The organism is Geobacillus sp. DSP4a, assembly GCF_013096875.1.
GTDB classification, from domain to species: Bacteria; Bacillota; Bacilli; order Bacillales; family Anoxybacillaceae; genus Geobacillus; species Geobacillus thermophilus.
Map to the genome: position 1 here is coordinate 51,818 of NZ_SDLD01000012.1, position 12,847 is coordinate 64,664.

Consider the following 12,847-nt stretch of genomic DNA (forward strand, 5'->3'; position numbering starts at 1 on the left):
GATCATCCATCTGCCACCCCTCCTTGCCTTCTTTGCGCCATATATGTCTTATGCCAATATCATCTCCGATAGAACAACAAAGTGAAGATCGTAACAAAACGACGCAAACGGCGGCGGCTACCAGCCGGCCGCCATCAACAGAGCGTTCGGCCCGGCCGGCACGCGGATTCGCATTCCAACCGGATACGGGCCCAAGTTCGACAACCCGTCAGCCGCAAACGTCACCTCACGGAAGCCAAACTCTTTCGCTGTCAGCAGCACAGCCTCCGCCATGCGCGCCGCGTCCTCTTCATGTGGCTGAGCGGTCAGCTGAATCCGGACCGTCGCATGCCGCGCATCCATATCAGCCAGCTCCACGTTTACTCCCGGCGGAATGGCCGGCTCGAGCCCGCGGATCGTCGATGTTTTCATCTGCTTCAGCGCCTCCGAAAACGTGCGGGCGCTGCCCGGCGCCGGGACGAGCACTGTATAGCCGAACGAAGCGCTGTTTTTATAATACATTCGCTGCCGCTCCTTGATTTTTGTCGCTTTTACCATTCCGAGCGCCGGCAACTCAAGCCCTTCCTTCTCTCCGGTGAAAAAGCGGAGGCGCCGCTCCCCCATTTGCCGCGCTGTTTCGACGAGGGCGTCGACAAACAGCTTCTGCTCTTTGCGGCTGGCCGAAAACACGCGGTGCTGAGCCGGGACGTGCACCATCCATTCCCCCTTCCCCCCGGCGGCCGGCTGAATGACCACTCCATCAAACCAAGCGGACGCCGCCCGCAGCGGAGAGCGCCCAAGCACGCGCAGCGCTGCCGTGAACCGCTCTTCGGGGGCCAATCGGCCGCTGAGCGGAACCGCCACTGGCACCACCCGGCCGTTTGCCGCATCAGGCAAGCCGACCACCATGACGCCGGCATCTTCCTGCGCCGGCGCCGCATCAGCGGCCATTATCGTCTCAACTTGGGGGGGAGCGCTCTCGGCTCCTAGCGTTTTGACGGTAGAGGATCGCTGCTGCTGTTCCGCGCGCTCCGGAGCGGCCGCATTCATTCCGACAGCAACAACCGCAAGAAAGAGGGCCATCGATGCCGCCGAAAGCCAGCGCCGTCTCCAGCGCATCTTGCGCTGGGTGCGCTGAAGCCGTTCGTAAACATCTTCTTTTGTGCACCGGTCTTTCACCATGGGCAGCTGCTCAAGGCTATGTTCGATGCATCGCTCATTCCAGGGAAATTTTTTCATGCCGCCACTCCTCCCGTTCGGCCTCTTCCTCCATATGTTGTTTCAGCGCCTTCAGCGCGCGGTGCTGCGTCGTTTTCACTTTGCTTTCCGTCCAGCCGAGCGCGGCTGCCGTTTCAGCAATCGACAGCGACTGGATGAATCGGAGGACGAGCACAAGCTGTTGGTCGACCGTGCAGCGCGCCAAGCAGCGGTACATGAGTTGAATTTCCTCGTTTTGAATCGCGATTTCCTCCGGCATCGGCTCGTCAGCGCCGAGCTGCTCCTCGCTCCACTCCGATGCCTTCACCCACTGGCGTCGTTTTTGCTTGCGAAAAAAATCGATCGCCACATGGCGCGCAATGGACAGCAGCCACGTCTTTTCACTACATTGCCCTTTAAACCGTTTGTACGAACGCAGCACTTTCACATACACTTCTTGCACTAAATCTTCGGCATGCTCTCGATTTCGCACCATGTAATATAAAAAATTAAACAAATCATCGTGATATTGTTCGTACAACTGTTCAAAAACGGGGTCCATCGTGTCTCTCCCCCTATTCGTTTCCATGGACCAAAGCCGAACCATTCCATTATCTTCATGATAACGGGTCTCATGCAAAAAGGGAACCATTTTTTTGGACGAAAAAGGAAGAAGGCCGAGCGAACCGGCTATCGCTCGGCAAAGAGCGGAAAAAAGAGGCGGCCGGCTCGCTTCCGCAATGCGCCCTCTGCCGCCCGGTCATAGCTGATCAAAAACGACGTCGCCGGACCACCAGAGGCAAAGAGCGGCAGCGGGCAGGCGCAGGCCCGCCCTTGGCGGCCGTTGGCGGCCGACAGCTGCATCCATTCGTAGTAAATGCCTTTGGAACCGATCGGGACGAGCTCATAAACAGACGGAGAGGCGAGAAGCTCAACAAACAGCGAAAGCGGCGCGACCCATTCCGGATGCGCCAGCACGGCCGGGCCGACGAGCGGGCGGCCGATGACGGCAAACTTCGCTCCCTCCGGCGTGACGCCGATCCGCTTCCGTTCGGCCGCCACCGTTCCGACCGCCATCACGCCAAGCGCCGACTGGACGGTGGAAAAATTCGATTCCGTGCTGCCGGTGACCGGAAGGCGAAGAGAAAGTTCATGGCAGACTCGTTCAATGCCGCGGCAAAGCGCTTCCCATCGGTCATCCCCCATAAAGTTTTGCAAGACGACGGCGTTTGCTTCCGCCCCGACACTCAGCAATTCCATCAAGGCGACGCGGGCGGCAAAATATGCGACCGTCTCCGCCGGAGCATGCACCGTATCACCCGGCTTGTCCCCGACCGCCGCCGAGCCGTCGACGGCAATGGCGAGCTCTCTGCCTTCGGTCAATGGAAGGAAGAGCACATCACGCATGCGGCGCCCCCGCCTTCGCCATCAAACGGGCAACCGCCGGGGCAACGGCCAGCGCGATCAACACGTTGACCAAAGCGGCGGCGGAAAGCGGCGGAATGACGGCAAGCACAAACGGCCAGCCGAACGAACCCACTAGCGGCAGCGGGGCTAACAACGCATTGCCGATGAAAAAGGCGGCGGCGCTGCCTATTTTCCATCCCCGCTGATGCAGTACGGCGAACAGCGCGCCAAGCCCGGCCATTTCCAATGCGACAAGCCAATGGAACGGGCCGAGCGGCCACCCGCCGACCACCGCCGAAATAAGGTGCCCCAGCCCTGCAACCGCCGCTCCGGCGCGCGGACCAAGAATGGCGGCGGCAACGAGCGCCGGAGCGCTGTCTAACGCGATGCTGCCGACAAACGTCGGCAGCTTGATGAACGACCCGGCGACCGAAAGCGCCAAACAAACAGCCATCCAAGCCAGGCGGCGGCTCATTGCTTCTCCTCCTTGTCGCGGAACACAATCGCGCTCCGTTCATACTCGATGTCCTTCACCCCTAAACGCGCGTTCACGACCCGGGCAGCGGCGAACAAATAATCGGACAGGCGGTTCATATATTTGAGCACAACATCGTTGATCGGCTCCGCTTTTTGCAACGAAACGATGCAGCGCTCCGCCCTTCTCATCACCGTGCGCGCCAGATGAAGCGCGGCAGCCGCCTTCGACCCTCCCGGCAAAATAAACTTTTCAAGCGGCGGCGCCTCTTGGACATAGGCGTCAATGCGCTGCTCCAAAAAGGCGACCATCTCCTCGGTCGCTTTATACGGCAGCTTGCCGTTGACGATGGCCAAGTCGCCGCCGCAGTCAAACAGTTCATGCTGAATTTTTTGCAATTCGGCGCAAAGATCGTGAAACCGTTCATCGTCAGCGAGCAGAGCCAGCGCCCAGCCAATGAACGAGTTCGCCTCATCGATCGTCCCATACGCCTCGACGCGCAAATGATCTTTATCGACGAGCCCGCCGATTAAGCTTGTTTTTCCTTTGTCTCCAGTCCGCGTATACAATTTCATAATTCTTCTCCCCTTTATTTTAATCGTTCCGCCAACCCGCACCAAAGCCGGTCGACGCGATGGCATACGGCGGCAAGCCGTTGATAGCACAGGCCGACAGCGTCGCGCCAGCGCCGTTCTTGCCGGTCAGTCGGAACGACGCCTTGCGTTACGTCTGTCCCGATCCAGACGACCGTGCGGCCGGCCGCTCCTTCCTCCCACTGCTTCCAAGCGCAGAAAAACCGCTCCCATTCCTCTGGGTCCGGAAGGCGGCGGATGGCGGCTTCCAACCCGTCAAAGACGACCGTTTTTGCCGTTTCGATGCCATCCGGCGGCCTATACGGCTCCACATAACCGTTATGCCATACAATATGAACTCCATCATTTATTCCATACCGTTCCCTCACCCATTTTCGTTTTCCTTGAAACGCACCACCGATAACGAAATGCACCGCTCTCCCCCTTTCCAACGCTCAATCGTTGATTCGAGCGTATACCCGCCGGAAAACGGCACCTTCCATTCCCAAAACAGGCGAACGTCCGGCGCATATTGTTCAAGCACGAAACGGATCGGACCGCTGTGGGTGACGATCGCCACATGGCGGGCGCCCATCCGCTCAGCCAACGCAACCGTCTCGGCGAGCGCCCGTTTGATGCGCGCTTGAAACGAAACATAGCTTTCTCCGGCGGGCGGCGCCGTCGAAAATGGCGACTCGAGCCATCGGTTGTACGCGAGATCCGTTTCGAGTTCGGCGAACGTTTTCCCTTCCCAAACGCCAAAAAAAAGCTCGCGCCATCCGCTCGTACACCAGTCCGGCTCGCGGCTGCCAAACAGCAGCGCCGCCGTCTCCCAGCAACGGCGAAGATCGCTTGTCACGATGCAGTCGACCGGATATGGCCACTCGACCCGCAAACGGCGCAGCCTGCTATGTTCCGCGGCCGAAAGCGGCGCGTCCGTCCAGCCGATATATGCATCGCGCCGATTCAGTTCCGTCATCCCATGACGGATGAGCGTAACAGCCAAAGGACGCCCCATAGCACCGTCTCTCCCCCTTCGATGAGCGCGCCGAGCACATCGCCGCTCACGCCGCCAAACTGCTTTTCCGCCCACGGCTTTGCCGCGAGGGAACAAAGCGCCATCGCCGCAGCCAACACCACAACCGCCGCCGGCGGAACGCCCGCCGCCGGAAGAAGCAAAAGCACAAGGCATGCCAATCCCAGCGCCCATGCTGCATCGCGCCATGAACTATATTCGCGAAGCGAGGCCGCCATTCCTGTCGATTTGGCCAGCTTGCCGGCGGAAAGAAGCCAGACAGCCCCGGCTCTCGACAGCAGTGGAATGGCAATAAACAGGGCAGGGGAAATGCCCGCTTTGATCGCTTCATGCAAAAACAGCCAGCGGAACGATAACAAACAAATGAGCGACAACACAGCGAACGCGCCGACGCGCGAATCGGCCATGATCTCTTGCCGCCGCTTGGCGTCCCGGTACGAAAAAAAGGCATCGCTCACGTCCATAAAACCGTCGGCGTGCAGCCCGCCGGCAAGCCAAATGCCAAGCCAAAGAAGAAGGAGAGCCAAAAAAGAAGGCGGACCGAACGAAAGCGCCGCACAGGCGCCGTACACCAAGGCAGCCAGCGTCCCGAGCAGCGCTCCAGCCAGCGGCATTGTGCGCACAAGCCAGCGGACATGCGGGGCATTCCATTCAATCGAACGCTGAATGGGAATGATCGTAAACAGCTGCAGCGCCAGCAGCCAGCCATTCCATGCCCGCTTCATTGCGGCCACCGTCCTTTCTTCACGCGAAGAAGACCGCATTCCACCACGGCGGCGGCTTCTGCTTCCGCGACCAACTGTTGATGAAGCCAACCGAGCATTTTCATGTAGCGAAATGTGCCGAGGTCATTCGGCACGCCGCCAGAAAACAACTCATTGGACACAATGACAACAGCGCGGCATGCCGCCGCCCACGCCCGCACTTGGTCGAGCAGGCAACGGGCAGCGGCGAACGCTCCTTCCTCTGTTTTCCATTCATCTCCGGCAAATAACACATTCGCCCACCACATAGTCAAGCAGTCGAGAAGGACAACATCAGGCGGACGAAGTGCAGCCAACAACTGATCAGTCCCTTCCGGCGCTTCCCACACCACCCAAGGCGCCGTCATCCCCATGCGCCGCTCTTGATGGCGGCGAATGCGCTCTTCCATTTCCGCATCGGCAGCCCGGGCGGTGGCAACATAATGAAGCGTCTCGCCAGCGGCCAGCCGGATGGCGCACACCTCTGCCGCTTCACTTTTGCCGCTGCGCACCGCGCCGCTCACAAACACGATCATCCATCCCACCTCTCAAGCGCCTCAAGCAGCCGGTCATTCTCCACCTGCGTTTTGACGGCGAGCCGGATGTAGCGGCCGTCAAGCCCCGGGAAATTCATCGTATGGCGCGGCACAACCCCTTCCTTCAACAAATGAAAAAACAGCTCCTCTGTCCGTCCTGAACACGGACGCAACAAATAAAAGTTCACGACCGATGGCGAGACGTCATACCGCCCGGCAGGCAGCGACCGAAACACCCGCTCCCGCTCGGCGGCGATCCGTTCTTTCGTCCACTTGACAAACGATTCCATCGCCATGAAACGAAGCGCCAATTGTTGGGCGATGCCGTTTGTGCTCCATGGCGGCTGATGCGTTTTCAGCGAAGCGATCACCGCCTCGTCAGCAGCGACATAACCAAGGCGCGCGCCGGCCAGGTGATGGATTTTCGTCAACGATCGAAGCACAATGAGGCGCGGATAGCGTCCCAACCAGCGCATCGCCGTAAACCCGCCGCGCCAAAACGGATAAAATGCTTCATCGATGATTACATAGGTGCCAGCCGTGTGCGCCGCGTCCACCAGTGATCTCAATTCACCTTCCTCCATCACCGTCCCCGTCGGATTGTTCGGATGGCATAAAAAGATAATGTCTTGCTTGCCTGCCCAGGCAGTCGCTTCATCCAAGTCATAAGAAAAGCCCCGCGCTTCATCGGCCGCGAATCCCTCCACATCGCATCCATAAGCGAGACAGGCGCGCCGATACTCGGAAAACGTCGGCTCCAAGATGCCGACGCGCCGACCGGCAAATAGCGCGGCCAACAAATAAATCGCCTCCGCCGCCCCGTTCGTCATCAGCACTTGTCCGGGTCGAATCTGCTCCTGCTTGGCAACGAGCTCCCTGAGCGCCTTCGCTTCCGAATCCGGATACTCCCCGGCCCAGCGAATCCACTCCTCACCGCTCGGCCAAGCTGACGGCGGCAGCCGGTACGGATTCGTATTGACGCTGAAATCAATGTATTCGTCTGGAGGGGCCAATCCGCATTGCTCATACAACGCGCGCGGATTCGCCCCATGCGCCGGCCAACGCAACGAGTATCCCCCCAATCCATAGCAATAATGTAAACACTAGCACTGTTCCAATCATGATGCGGACCGCTTGGCGAATGTGGGCGGCGCGAAGCGGGGCGGCCGGGTCACCGAGCGTCGGCCTCCTCGAGACCACGCCGCCGTATGTATTCGTTCCGCCGAGCTGCACCCCAAGCAGCCCGGCCATCGCCGCCTCAAGCCAGCCGCTGTTCGGGCTTGGGTGGCGGCGGGCATCGCGAAATAAGATCGACAGCGCCAAACGAAAGCGGCGGCCGCCAAAGACCAACACCATCACAAGCGCCGTCAGCCGCGCTGGAATGTAGTTGAGCGCATCGTCCAGCCGCGCGGCCGCCCAGCCAAATTCGCGATACTTCTCATTTTTGTAGCCAATCATGGAATCACACGTGTTCACCGCCCGGTACAATAACGCGAGCGGCGCACCGCCCAAGGCCGCATAAAAGAGCGGAGCGGTGATGCCGTCGCTCGTGTTTTCCGCCACCGTCTCCACGCAGGCACGGGTGATGCCGGCTTCATCGAGCCGCTCGGTGTCGCGGCCGACGATCATGGACAGCGCGCGGCGCGCCGCAGGAAGATCGCCTGCTTCCAGCGGCCGGCGCACGTCCTCAGCCGCCTCAGCGAGGCTTTTCGTCGCAATGGCGGTGAAAATGAGGGCCGCCTCGATCGCCACCCCTACGTATACGGACAGCGCGTAGCCCACATAAACGATGAACGCCGATATCCCGTAAACAGCGGCCAACACAACCGCCACGGCCGCCGCCCCTTTCGTCCGCCGCTTTGTTCCTTGATTCCAGCGGCGATCAAGCCACGCAATCATCATTCCCATCCCTCGCACCGGATGCGGCAGCCAGCGCGGATCGCCCACGAGGGCATCGAGAAACAGCGCCAACGTCAATGCGGCCAAATGGGTCATCGCCGTTTCCTCCGCTTCTCCCAGCGGCCAAGCGCCTCAACTGTTGCCTCATACACAAGCCGGCCGAGCGCCCGGCCAAGCTCCGTCGCCGTTCCGGCATAGGCAAAGACCTGCCCGGTTTGCGTCGCCGCCACAGCGAGCGAATCGGTCGACGTACCGGTGGCAAGCGTCCCGGTTTCCGGGTCGCAAACCGAACAATCGGCGAGCGCTTTTGCCTTCGCTTCTGTCGCTGTCATCACCGCCTGGACAAACGCTGCTTCCGTCAGCACTCCGTCAATGACCACCACCATGTTGATCGTCCCCGGTCTTGCCGCTAGCGGCTGATGCTGCCACGCCCGAGCGGCATCGACGGCATTGCCGACGCCAGCGGTCGCCATGACCGCAATCGAAAACGCTTCCCCTTCTTTCTGAAGCCAAACAGCATCCCGGACATCAACCGCCGTCATCATGCCGACCGTTCGTTCCGGCGGAAACCCGTGCTGCTCCAAATAGCGGCGCATGTCTCCTTCCGCATCACTGCAATCGTAATCCAACCCGACTTGGCGGTTGACAAAATGGGTCGCCCATTGAAATCCGGCGCCGATCAATGCCGAGGACAGGACGCGAAGCGGCGCGGCCGCAGTAAGCACAGCGGCGTCATCAAGAAAGGAAAGCCGCAGCCCGCCGACCGGCGATTCTCCTTGCTTCTTGTTCGGCATGAACGAAAACATCGGCGTTGCCGACGCCGGATGGGCCAGACGCACAATCGGCGCGGCAAACACTTCCTCAAGCAACGCCGGCGTCATGACATCCGCAGGGGCGCCGAGCGCGGCTATTTTCCCTTTGTTCAGCACGAGCACCCGATCGCAATACAAGCTCGCCGCATTCATATCGTGGAAAACGGCGACGACCGTCAAGCCGCGGGCGTGCGCCGCTTCGGCGAGCCGGTCCAAAAGCCGGACTTGGCCGCTCACATCCATATGGTTCGTCGGCTCATCGAGCAAGAGCAGCTTGGGCTCTTGGGCGAGTGCGCGGGCCAAATAGGCGCGCTGCCGCTCGCCGCCGCTCAATCGTTCGAGCGGTTCATCGATTTTCCCCGTCAGGCCGACGGCCGCAAGCGCGTCTCGGAGGGCGGCTTCATCGTCCTCCGTCCACGTCGGAAAGAAGCCGCGCTGATGAGGATAGCGGCCGAGCGCCACCGTTTCCCTCACCGTATAGCCGGGCGCCGCCTCCGCTGTCTGCGGCAAGACGGCGGCCATCCGCGCCCATTGCTTCGCAGACAGCGCCGAGAGCTTTCGGCCATCGATGACGATCTCCCCGCTTGCCAGCGGCAGCTCTTTGCTGATGAGTTTGATCAAAGTCGTTTTCCCGCTGCCATTCGGCCCTAAGATGCCGAATATTTCGCCTTTTTCCACGGCAAACGTCACACCATCAAGCACTTGTTGCTGCCCGTATCGATGCGATACGGCCCGCACCTCGAGCATCGTCATCCCATCTTTCGTTTCGTTTTTCGGAAAAACAAGACGGCAAATAGCGGAGCGCCGATCAGCGACGTAATGACGCCGATCGGCAGTTCGCGCGGTTCAATGATCGTCCGCGCCGCCACATCGGCAAGCACAAGAAACGCACCGCCGTACAAGAGCGACAGCGGCAACAGCACCCGGTAGTTCGGCCCGCACACAAGCCGAACCATATGCGGAACGACAAGCCCGACAAAGCCGATCGTCCCTGACACCGACACCGCCGCACCGGTGAGCAGCGCCGCTGCCGTCAAAATGATGACTTTTCGGCGCGTAACATCAACGCCGACATGAAGCGCCGCCTCCTCGCCAAAGGCAAACGCGTTCAACTCGCGGCTGTTGGCGATGAGCACTGCGGCCCCAACGAGAAAAAACGGCAGCAACAGCCCGCTGTATTTCCAGCCGCGCATCGCCACGCTCCCCATCAGCCATGAGATGATTTGCCGCAATTCTTCCCCGGTCAACGCGATCATGAGCGAAATGAACGCGCTGAAAAACGCGCCGAAGATAATGCCGGCTAAAATGATCGTCTCAACCGACATGCGCCGCTCCACAGCGCGAGTGAACGCCAAAACGGCGGCAAGCGTCGCCATGCCAAACAAGATGCTCACGACCGGCAGCGTGAACGTGCCAAAGAACGGCCATTGCCAGCCGAGAAAGATGACGAGCACCGCCCCGACCGACGCGCCGGACGAGACACCGAGCGTGTACGGATCGGCGAGCGCATTTTTTAACAGCCCTTGAAACGCGGCCCCGGCCAGCGCCAATGACGCCCCGACCAAAAACGCAAGCACGACGCGCGGCAAGCGGATCGCCATCACGATCGGCACCCAATCAGCCGGAATGTGGCGAGGCAGCGCCGCTCCGAACCATTCAGCCGCCAAAATGCGGACAATAGAAGAAAAGGGAATCGACAGCGATCCTGTCGATACCCCTACGAGAAGCGATAACACGGCCGCGGTGACGGCCAATATATACATCCACATTTTACTTGAACACATCCGGGTAAATGGCTTTGGCAAGTTCCTCGACCCCTTCGACAAGGCGCGGACCCGGTCGGCTTACTAAGTCGGTGTTGACGTCATACACCCGCTTGTTTTTCACCGCCGGCACGTCTTTCCAAGCGGCGCGCGCCAACACTTGCTTCGCTCCGCCGTATGTCGTGATGATGACATCCGGCTTATAGGCCACGGCTTTTTCTTCCGTCACCATCGGCCAGCCTTCCAAGCTGCCGGCGACGTTTTTCGCCGAAATCACTTGAAGCATCTCATCCATAAACGTCCCTTTGCCGGCCGTATAAATTTGCGGCGGCGGCGACACTTCAATCCAGACATTGGCCTGTTTGTCCGCCGGGATTTGTTTCGCTTTTTCTTTGATTTTCGCAAGCTTCTCTTTCATCTCATCAATCACTTGCTTCGCTTTGTCTGTCGTCCCGGTCGCTTTGCCGATCAAGTCGATGGACGCATATACATCGTCGAACGACTTCGCGTCATTGACGACAAGCACGGTAATGCCGGCGTCTTTCAATTGCTTGAGGCCATCGCGCGAGTTATGGGCGCTTGACGCGTGGGCCAAGACGAGATCCGGTTTGAGCGAAATGATTTTCTCGACGTTGAATTCCATGCCGCCGATTTTCGTTTTCGTTTTGACGTCTTCCGGATAATTGTCAAAATCGCTGACGCCGACGATCTTATCGCCCAACCCCAACGCATAGGCGATTTCCGTATTGCTCGGGATGAGCGAGACGATTTTTTTCGGTTCCGCTTTGATCGTGACATCCTCGCCAAGCCCGTCTTTCACCGTCACCGGAAACGCCGCTTGTTCCGTTTTCGGTTCTTCTTTTTTCGCAGGCTGGGCGTTGCTATTGGCTCCACTGCTGCAGCCGACCAGCACGGCGGCCAAAAGGAAGAACACCGCCACCACCGCCGGCCATGTCCAACGTTTCATCCGTCATTCCCCCTTCGATGATGTATGTACAACAAAAAAGCCCATTCCGTCCGAACGGGGAATGAGCACGAAACAGACCGCCAATGGGCACAACAATGCCCTGTACGACTGTTTCCACGTCTCACCCCCCGAAGATTCGGAAACTGCGGCAAGCAAGGCAGGTCTACTGGCTCATGCTTCATCCTACTCTGAAGCCTTCCCGTACGGAAAACAGCGCAAGCCATCTATCCGTACAGTGGCGATTTCATTTCGTCCGCATTGACAGTTGCGGGGACAGCTCCGGATTCCCACCGGATTCCCTATTAAGCCGTTTCGGCGCCTTGCTGCGAATTGATTTAGTTATCGGATATGGACATTTTTATATTAAAGCAAGGCCTGGCATTTGACAACTATGAATTTACAGCACTTCACCTTCCCACTCTTGCAGACAATCGAGACGGATTCATGACCCATGCTTCATAAGGAACAGAGCATCCCCTTTTCATCGCATCGAGCACCCGCGATTTCAAATGCGGCCATGTCACATATTCATCAATATTCGACTCATCGATCAACACAAACTTCGCCTTTTGAATTTCCTCAGGCTGGGGAGAAACGTTTCCTTTCACATATGTCGCTTTAAATACAATGTTTATGATATTTTTAGTTTCATTGTAATACACGCCGCTGACCCCGATGAGACGGATGTCAACGCCAGTCTCTTCATGCACCTCGCGATGAACGGCCCGATCGAGCGGCTCGCCCGGTTCAACTTGTCCACCCGGCATTTCCCACGTATCGGAGCGGTCATAGCTTTTAACAAGCAAAACCTCTCCCGTGTCATTCGTAATATAGGCTGAAACGGTGATAATGGCTTGTTGGTGTTTATCCATCAAGCTCTCCTCCTACATCGCGGAATGATCCTAGCCCTCTCCAAACAAAACAACTTTCCAAGAATATGAATGGCGATTATGACCCATTTCCTTGCTTTAACAAATGACGATTTCAGCGCTACAATACATTTAGAGCCGCCAGACAGTTGCGCTGATACCAAGAACAAGATCGCCGTATATTGCTTTTGAATTTCCGCTTGATCCGTTGTAAAATGAAGACGCTCTTGTATGGGATTTCTCCTTTCTAATGTTAGGTGAGCACTTTCATTTTAAAAGGAAATTTTCATACAAGGACTATTTTTATGCTCGTCTGATTTTATCTAGCACCACGGGTTTAAAATAATCTCGTTTTAGAATAGAGTATATAGCCATATCCCTAAATTTACCTTTAATATACCAATGTTCTCTCATAACCCCTTCAAATTGCATCCCTAACTTTTGTAAAACTCTTAAAGATTGAACGTAACTATTCACCCCAGTGCTAGTGTATAAAAAAGCCCAGCACAAATAGGGCATTTCGGTCATAGAAAATGCCCTAGGTAGCGGAAAGAACTCGATCGATCGTTTCGCCTGCCAACAGAAGACATAA

At 58.0% G+C, this 12,847-nt stretch carries 16 protein-coding genes, 1 pseudogene and 1 riboswitch; all 17 genes and pseudogenes read right to left on the bottom strand.

Features of this window, described 5'->3' with window-relative positions:
* Positions 1-117: 117 nt before the first annotated feature.
* A complete protein-coding gene (locus ETC02_RS06300) occupies positions 118-1,218 on the bottom strand; it encodes a hypothetical protein (RefSeq protein WP_050367468.1) in 1,101 nt (366 codons plus the stop codon).
* Entirely contained in the window at positions 1,196-1,738 is a 543-nt protein-coding gene (sigX, locus tag ETC02_RS06305) for an RNA polymerase sigma factor SigX (protein WP_050367469.1), read from the bottom strand. The genes ETC02_RS06300 and sigX overlap by 23 nt, the downstream gene beginning before the upstream one ends.
* 128 nt (positions 1,739-1,866) lie before the next feature.
* Positions 1,867-2,583 (bottom strand): AIR synthase related protein, encoded by a 717-nt coding sequence (locus tag ETC02_RS06310; protein ID WP_063210276.1) that lies wholly within the window; start codon positions 2,581-2,583, stop codon positions 1,867-1,869.
* A complete protein-coding gene (locus tag ETC02_RS06315; RefSeq protein ID WP_033010513.1) occupies positions 2,576-3,058 on the bottom strand; it encodes an ECF transporter S component in 483 nt (160 codons plus the stop codon). Before ETC02_RS06315 ends, ETC02_RS06310 begins: the two co-directional genes overlap by 8 nt.
* On the bottom strand, positions 3,055-3,633 hold the full coding sequence (locus ETC02_RS06320) for a cob(I)yrinic acid a,c-diamide adenosyltransferase (protein WP_050367471.1): 579 nt from the start codon (positions 3,631-3,633) through the stop codon (positions 3,055-3,057). The genes ETC02_RS06315 and ETC02_RS06320 overlap by 4 nt, the downstream gene beginning before the upstream one ends.
* A gap of 14 nt (positions 3,634-3,647) precedes the next feature.
* Positions 3,648-4,064, bottom strand: coding sequence for a bifunctional adenosylcobinamide kinase/adenosylcobinamide-phosphate guanylyltransferase (locus ETC02_RS06325; protein ID WP_050367472.1), 417 nt, complete (start codon positions 4,062-4,064; stop codon positions 3,648-3,650).
* Positions 4,016-4,648 (bottom strand): histidine phosphatase family protein, encoded by a 633-nt coding sequence (locus ETC02_RS06330; protein ID WP_050367473.1) that lies wholly within the window; start codon positions 4,646-4,648, stop codon positions 4,016-4,018. The genes ETC02_RS06325 and ETC02_RS06330 overlap by 49 nt, the downstream gene beginning before the upstream one ends.
* Positions 4,606-5,391 carry an adenosylcobinamide-GDP ribazoletransferase gene (locus ETC02_RS06335; protein ID WP_050367474.1) on the bottom strand — a complete coding sequence of 262 codons (786 nt, stop codon included), beginning with the start codon at positions 5,389-5,391 and terminating at the stop codon, positions 4,606-4,608. Before ETC02_RS06335 ends, ETC02_RS06330 begins: the two co-directional genes overlap by 43 nt.
* Positions 5,388-5,945 carry a bifunctional adenosylcobinamide kinase/adenosylcobinamide-phosphate guanylyltransferase gene (locus ETC02_RS06340; protein WP_050367475.1) on the bottom strand — a complete coding sequence of 186 codons (558 nt, stop codon included), beginning with the start codon at positions 5,943-5,945 and terminating at the stop codon, positions 5,388-5,390. Before ETC02_RS06340 ends, ETC02_RS06335 begins: the two co-directional genes overlap by 4 nt.
* Complete coding sequence (cobD, locus tag ETC02_RS06345; protein WP_044744953.1) at positions 5,942-7,012, bottom strand: threonine-phosphate decarboxylase CobD; 1,071 nt, start codon at positions 7,010-7,012, stop codon at positions 5,942-5,944. The genes ETC02_RS06340 and cobD overlap by 4 nt, the downstream gene beginning before the upstream one ends.
* Positions 6,969-7,940, bottom strand: coding sequence for an adenosylcobinamide-phosphate synthase CbiB (gene cbiB, locus ETC02_RS06350; protein WP_033010505.1), 972 nt, complete (start codon positions 7,938-7,940; stop codon positions 6,969-6,971). Before cbiB ends, cobD begins: the two co-directional genes overlap by 44 nt.
* Positions 7,937-9,409 carry an adenosylcobinamide amidohydrolase gene (locus tag ETC02_RS06355; protein WP_050367476.1) on the bottom strand — a complete coding sequence of 491 codons (1,473 nt, stop codon included), beginning with the start codon at positions 9,407-9,409 and terminating at the stop codon, positions 7,937-7,939. The genes cbiB and ETC02_RS06355 overlap by 4 nt, the downstream gene beginning before the upstream one ends.
* Positions 9,406-10,440 (bottom strand): FecCD family ABC transporter permease, encoded by a 1,035-nt coding sequence (locus ETC02_RS06360; protein ID WP_171698132.1) that lies wholly within the window; start codon positions 10,438-10,440, stop codon positions 9,406-9,408. The genes ETC02_RS06355 and ETC02_RS06360 overlap by 4 nt, the downstream gene beginning before the upstream one ends.
* The gene (locus ETC02_RS06365) at positions 10,427-11,386 is read right to left on the bottom strand and encodes an ABC transporter substrate-binding protein (protein WP_050367477.1); all 960 of its coding nucleotides are present in this window, start codon (positions 11,384-11,386) and stop codon (positions 10,427-10,429) included. The genes ETC02_RS06360 and ETC02_RS06365 overlap by 14 nt, the downstream gene beginning before the upstream one ends.
* A 139-nt stretch (positions 11,387-11,525) precedes the next feature.
* Positions 11,526-11,724: riboswitch (cobalamin riboswitch) on the bottom strand.
* A gap of 69 nt (positions 11,725-11,793) precedes the next feature.
* Entirely contained in the window at positions 11,794-12,261 is a 468-nt protein-coding gene (locus ETC02_RS06370; RefSeq protein ID WP_369806431.1) for an NUDIX hydrolase, read from the bottom strand.
* A gap of 45 nt (positions 12,262-12,306) precedes the next feature.
* Positions 12,307-12,488, bottom strand: a pseudogene (locus tag ETC02_RS18580) (IS982 family transposase); the annotation flags it as partial.
* A 70-nt stretch (positions 12,489-12,558) separates the two neighbouring features.
* A partial coding sequence (locus ETC02_RS17660) for a GNAT family N-acetyltransferase (RefSeq protein WP_253264097.1) occupies positions 12,559-12,847 on the bottom strand: 289 nt, incomplete at its 5' end.

Bases quoted from the DNA above. Each gene is read 5' to 3' on its own strand.
- ETC02_RS06300 (WP_050367468.1), bottom strand. From the start codon at position 1,218: ATGAAAAAATTTCCCTGGAATGAGCGATGCATCGAACATAGCCTTGAG.
- ETC02_RS06360 (WP_171698132.1), bottom strand. From the start codon at position 10,440: ATGTGTTCAAGTAAAATGTGGATGTATATATTGGCCGTCACCGCGGCC.
- sigX (WP_050367469.1), bottom strand. From the start codon at position 1,738: ATGGACCCCGTTTTTGAACAGTTGTACGAACAATATCACGATGATTTG.
- ETC02_RS06340 (WP_050367475.1), bottom strand. From the start codon at position 5,945: ATGATCGTGTTTGTGAGCGGCGCGGTGCGCAGCGGCAAAAGTGAAGCG.
- ETC02_RS06355 (WP_050367476.1), bottom strand. From the start codon at position 9,409: ATGACGATGCTCGAGGTGCGGGCCGTATCGCATCGATACGGGCAGCAA.
- ETC02_RS06365 (WP_050367477.1), bottom strand. From the start codon at position 11,386: ATGAAACGTTGGACATGGCCGGCGGTGGTGGCGGTGTTCTTCCTTTTG.
- ETC02_RS06310 (WP_063210276.1), bottom strand. From the start codon at position 2,583: ATGCGTGATGTGCTCTTCCTTCCATTGACCGAAGGCAGAGAGCTCGCC.
- ETC02_RS06330 (WP_050367473.1), bottom strand. From the start codon at position 4,648: ATGGGGCGTCCTTTGGCTGTTACGCTCATCCGTCATGGGATGACGGAA.
- cbiB (WP_033010505.1), bottom strand. From the start codon at position 7,940: ATGACCCATTTGGCCGCATTGACGTTGGCGCTGTTTCTCGATGCCCTC.
- ETC02_RS06335 (WP_050367474.1), bottom strand. From the start codon at position 5,391: ATGAAGCGGGCATGGAATGGCTGGCTGCTGGCGCTGCAGCTGTTTACG.
- ETC02_RS06315 (WP_033010513.1), bottom strand. From the start codon at position 3,058: ATGAGCCGCCGCCTGGCTTGGATGGCTGTTTGTTTGGCGCTTTCGGTC.
- ETC02_RS06320 (WP_050367471.1), bottom strand. From the start codon at position 3,633: ATGAAATTGTATACGCGGACTGGAGACAAAGGAAAAACAAGCTTAATC.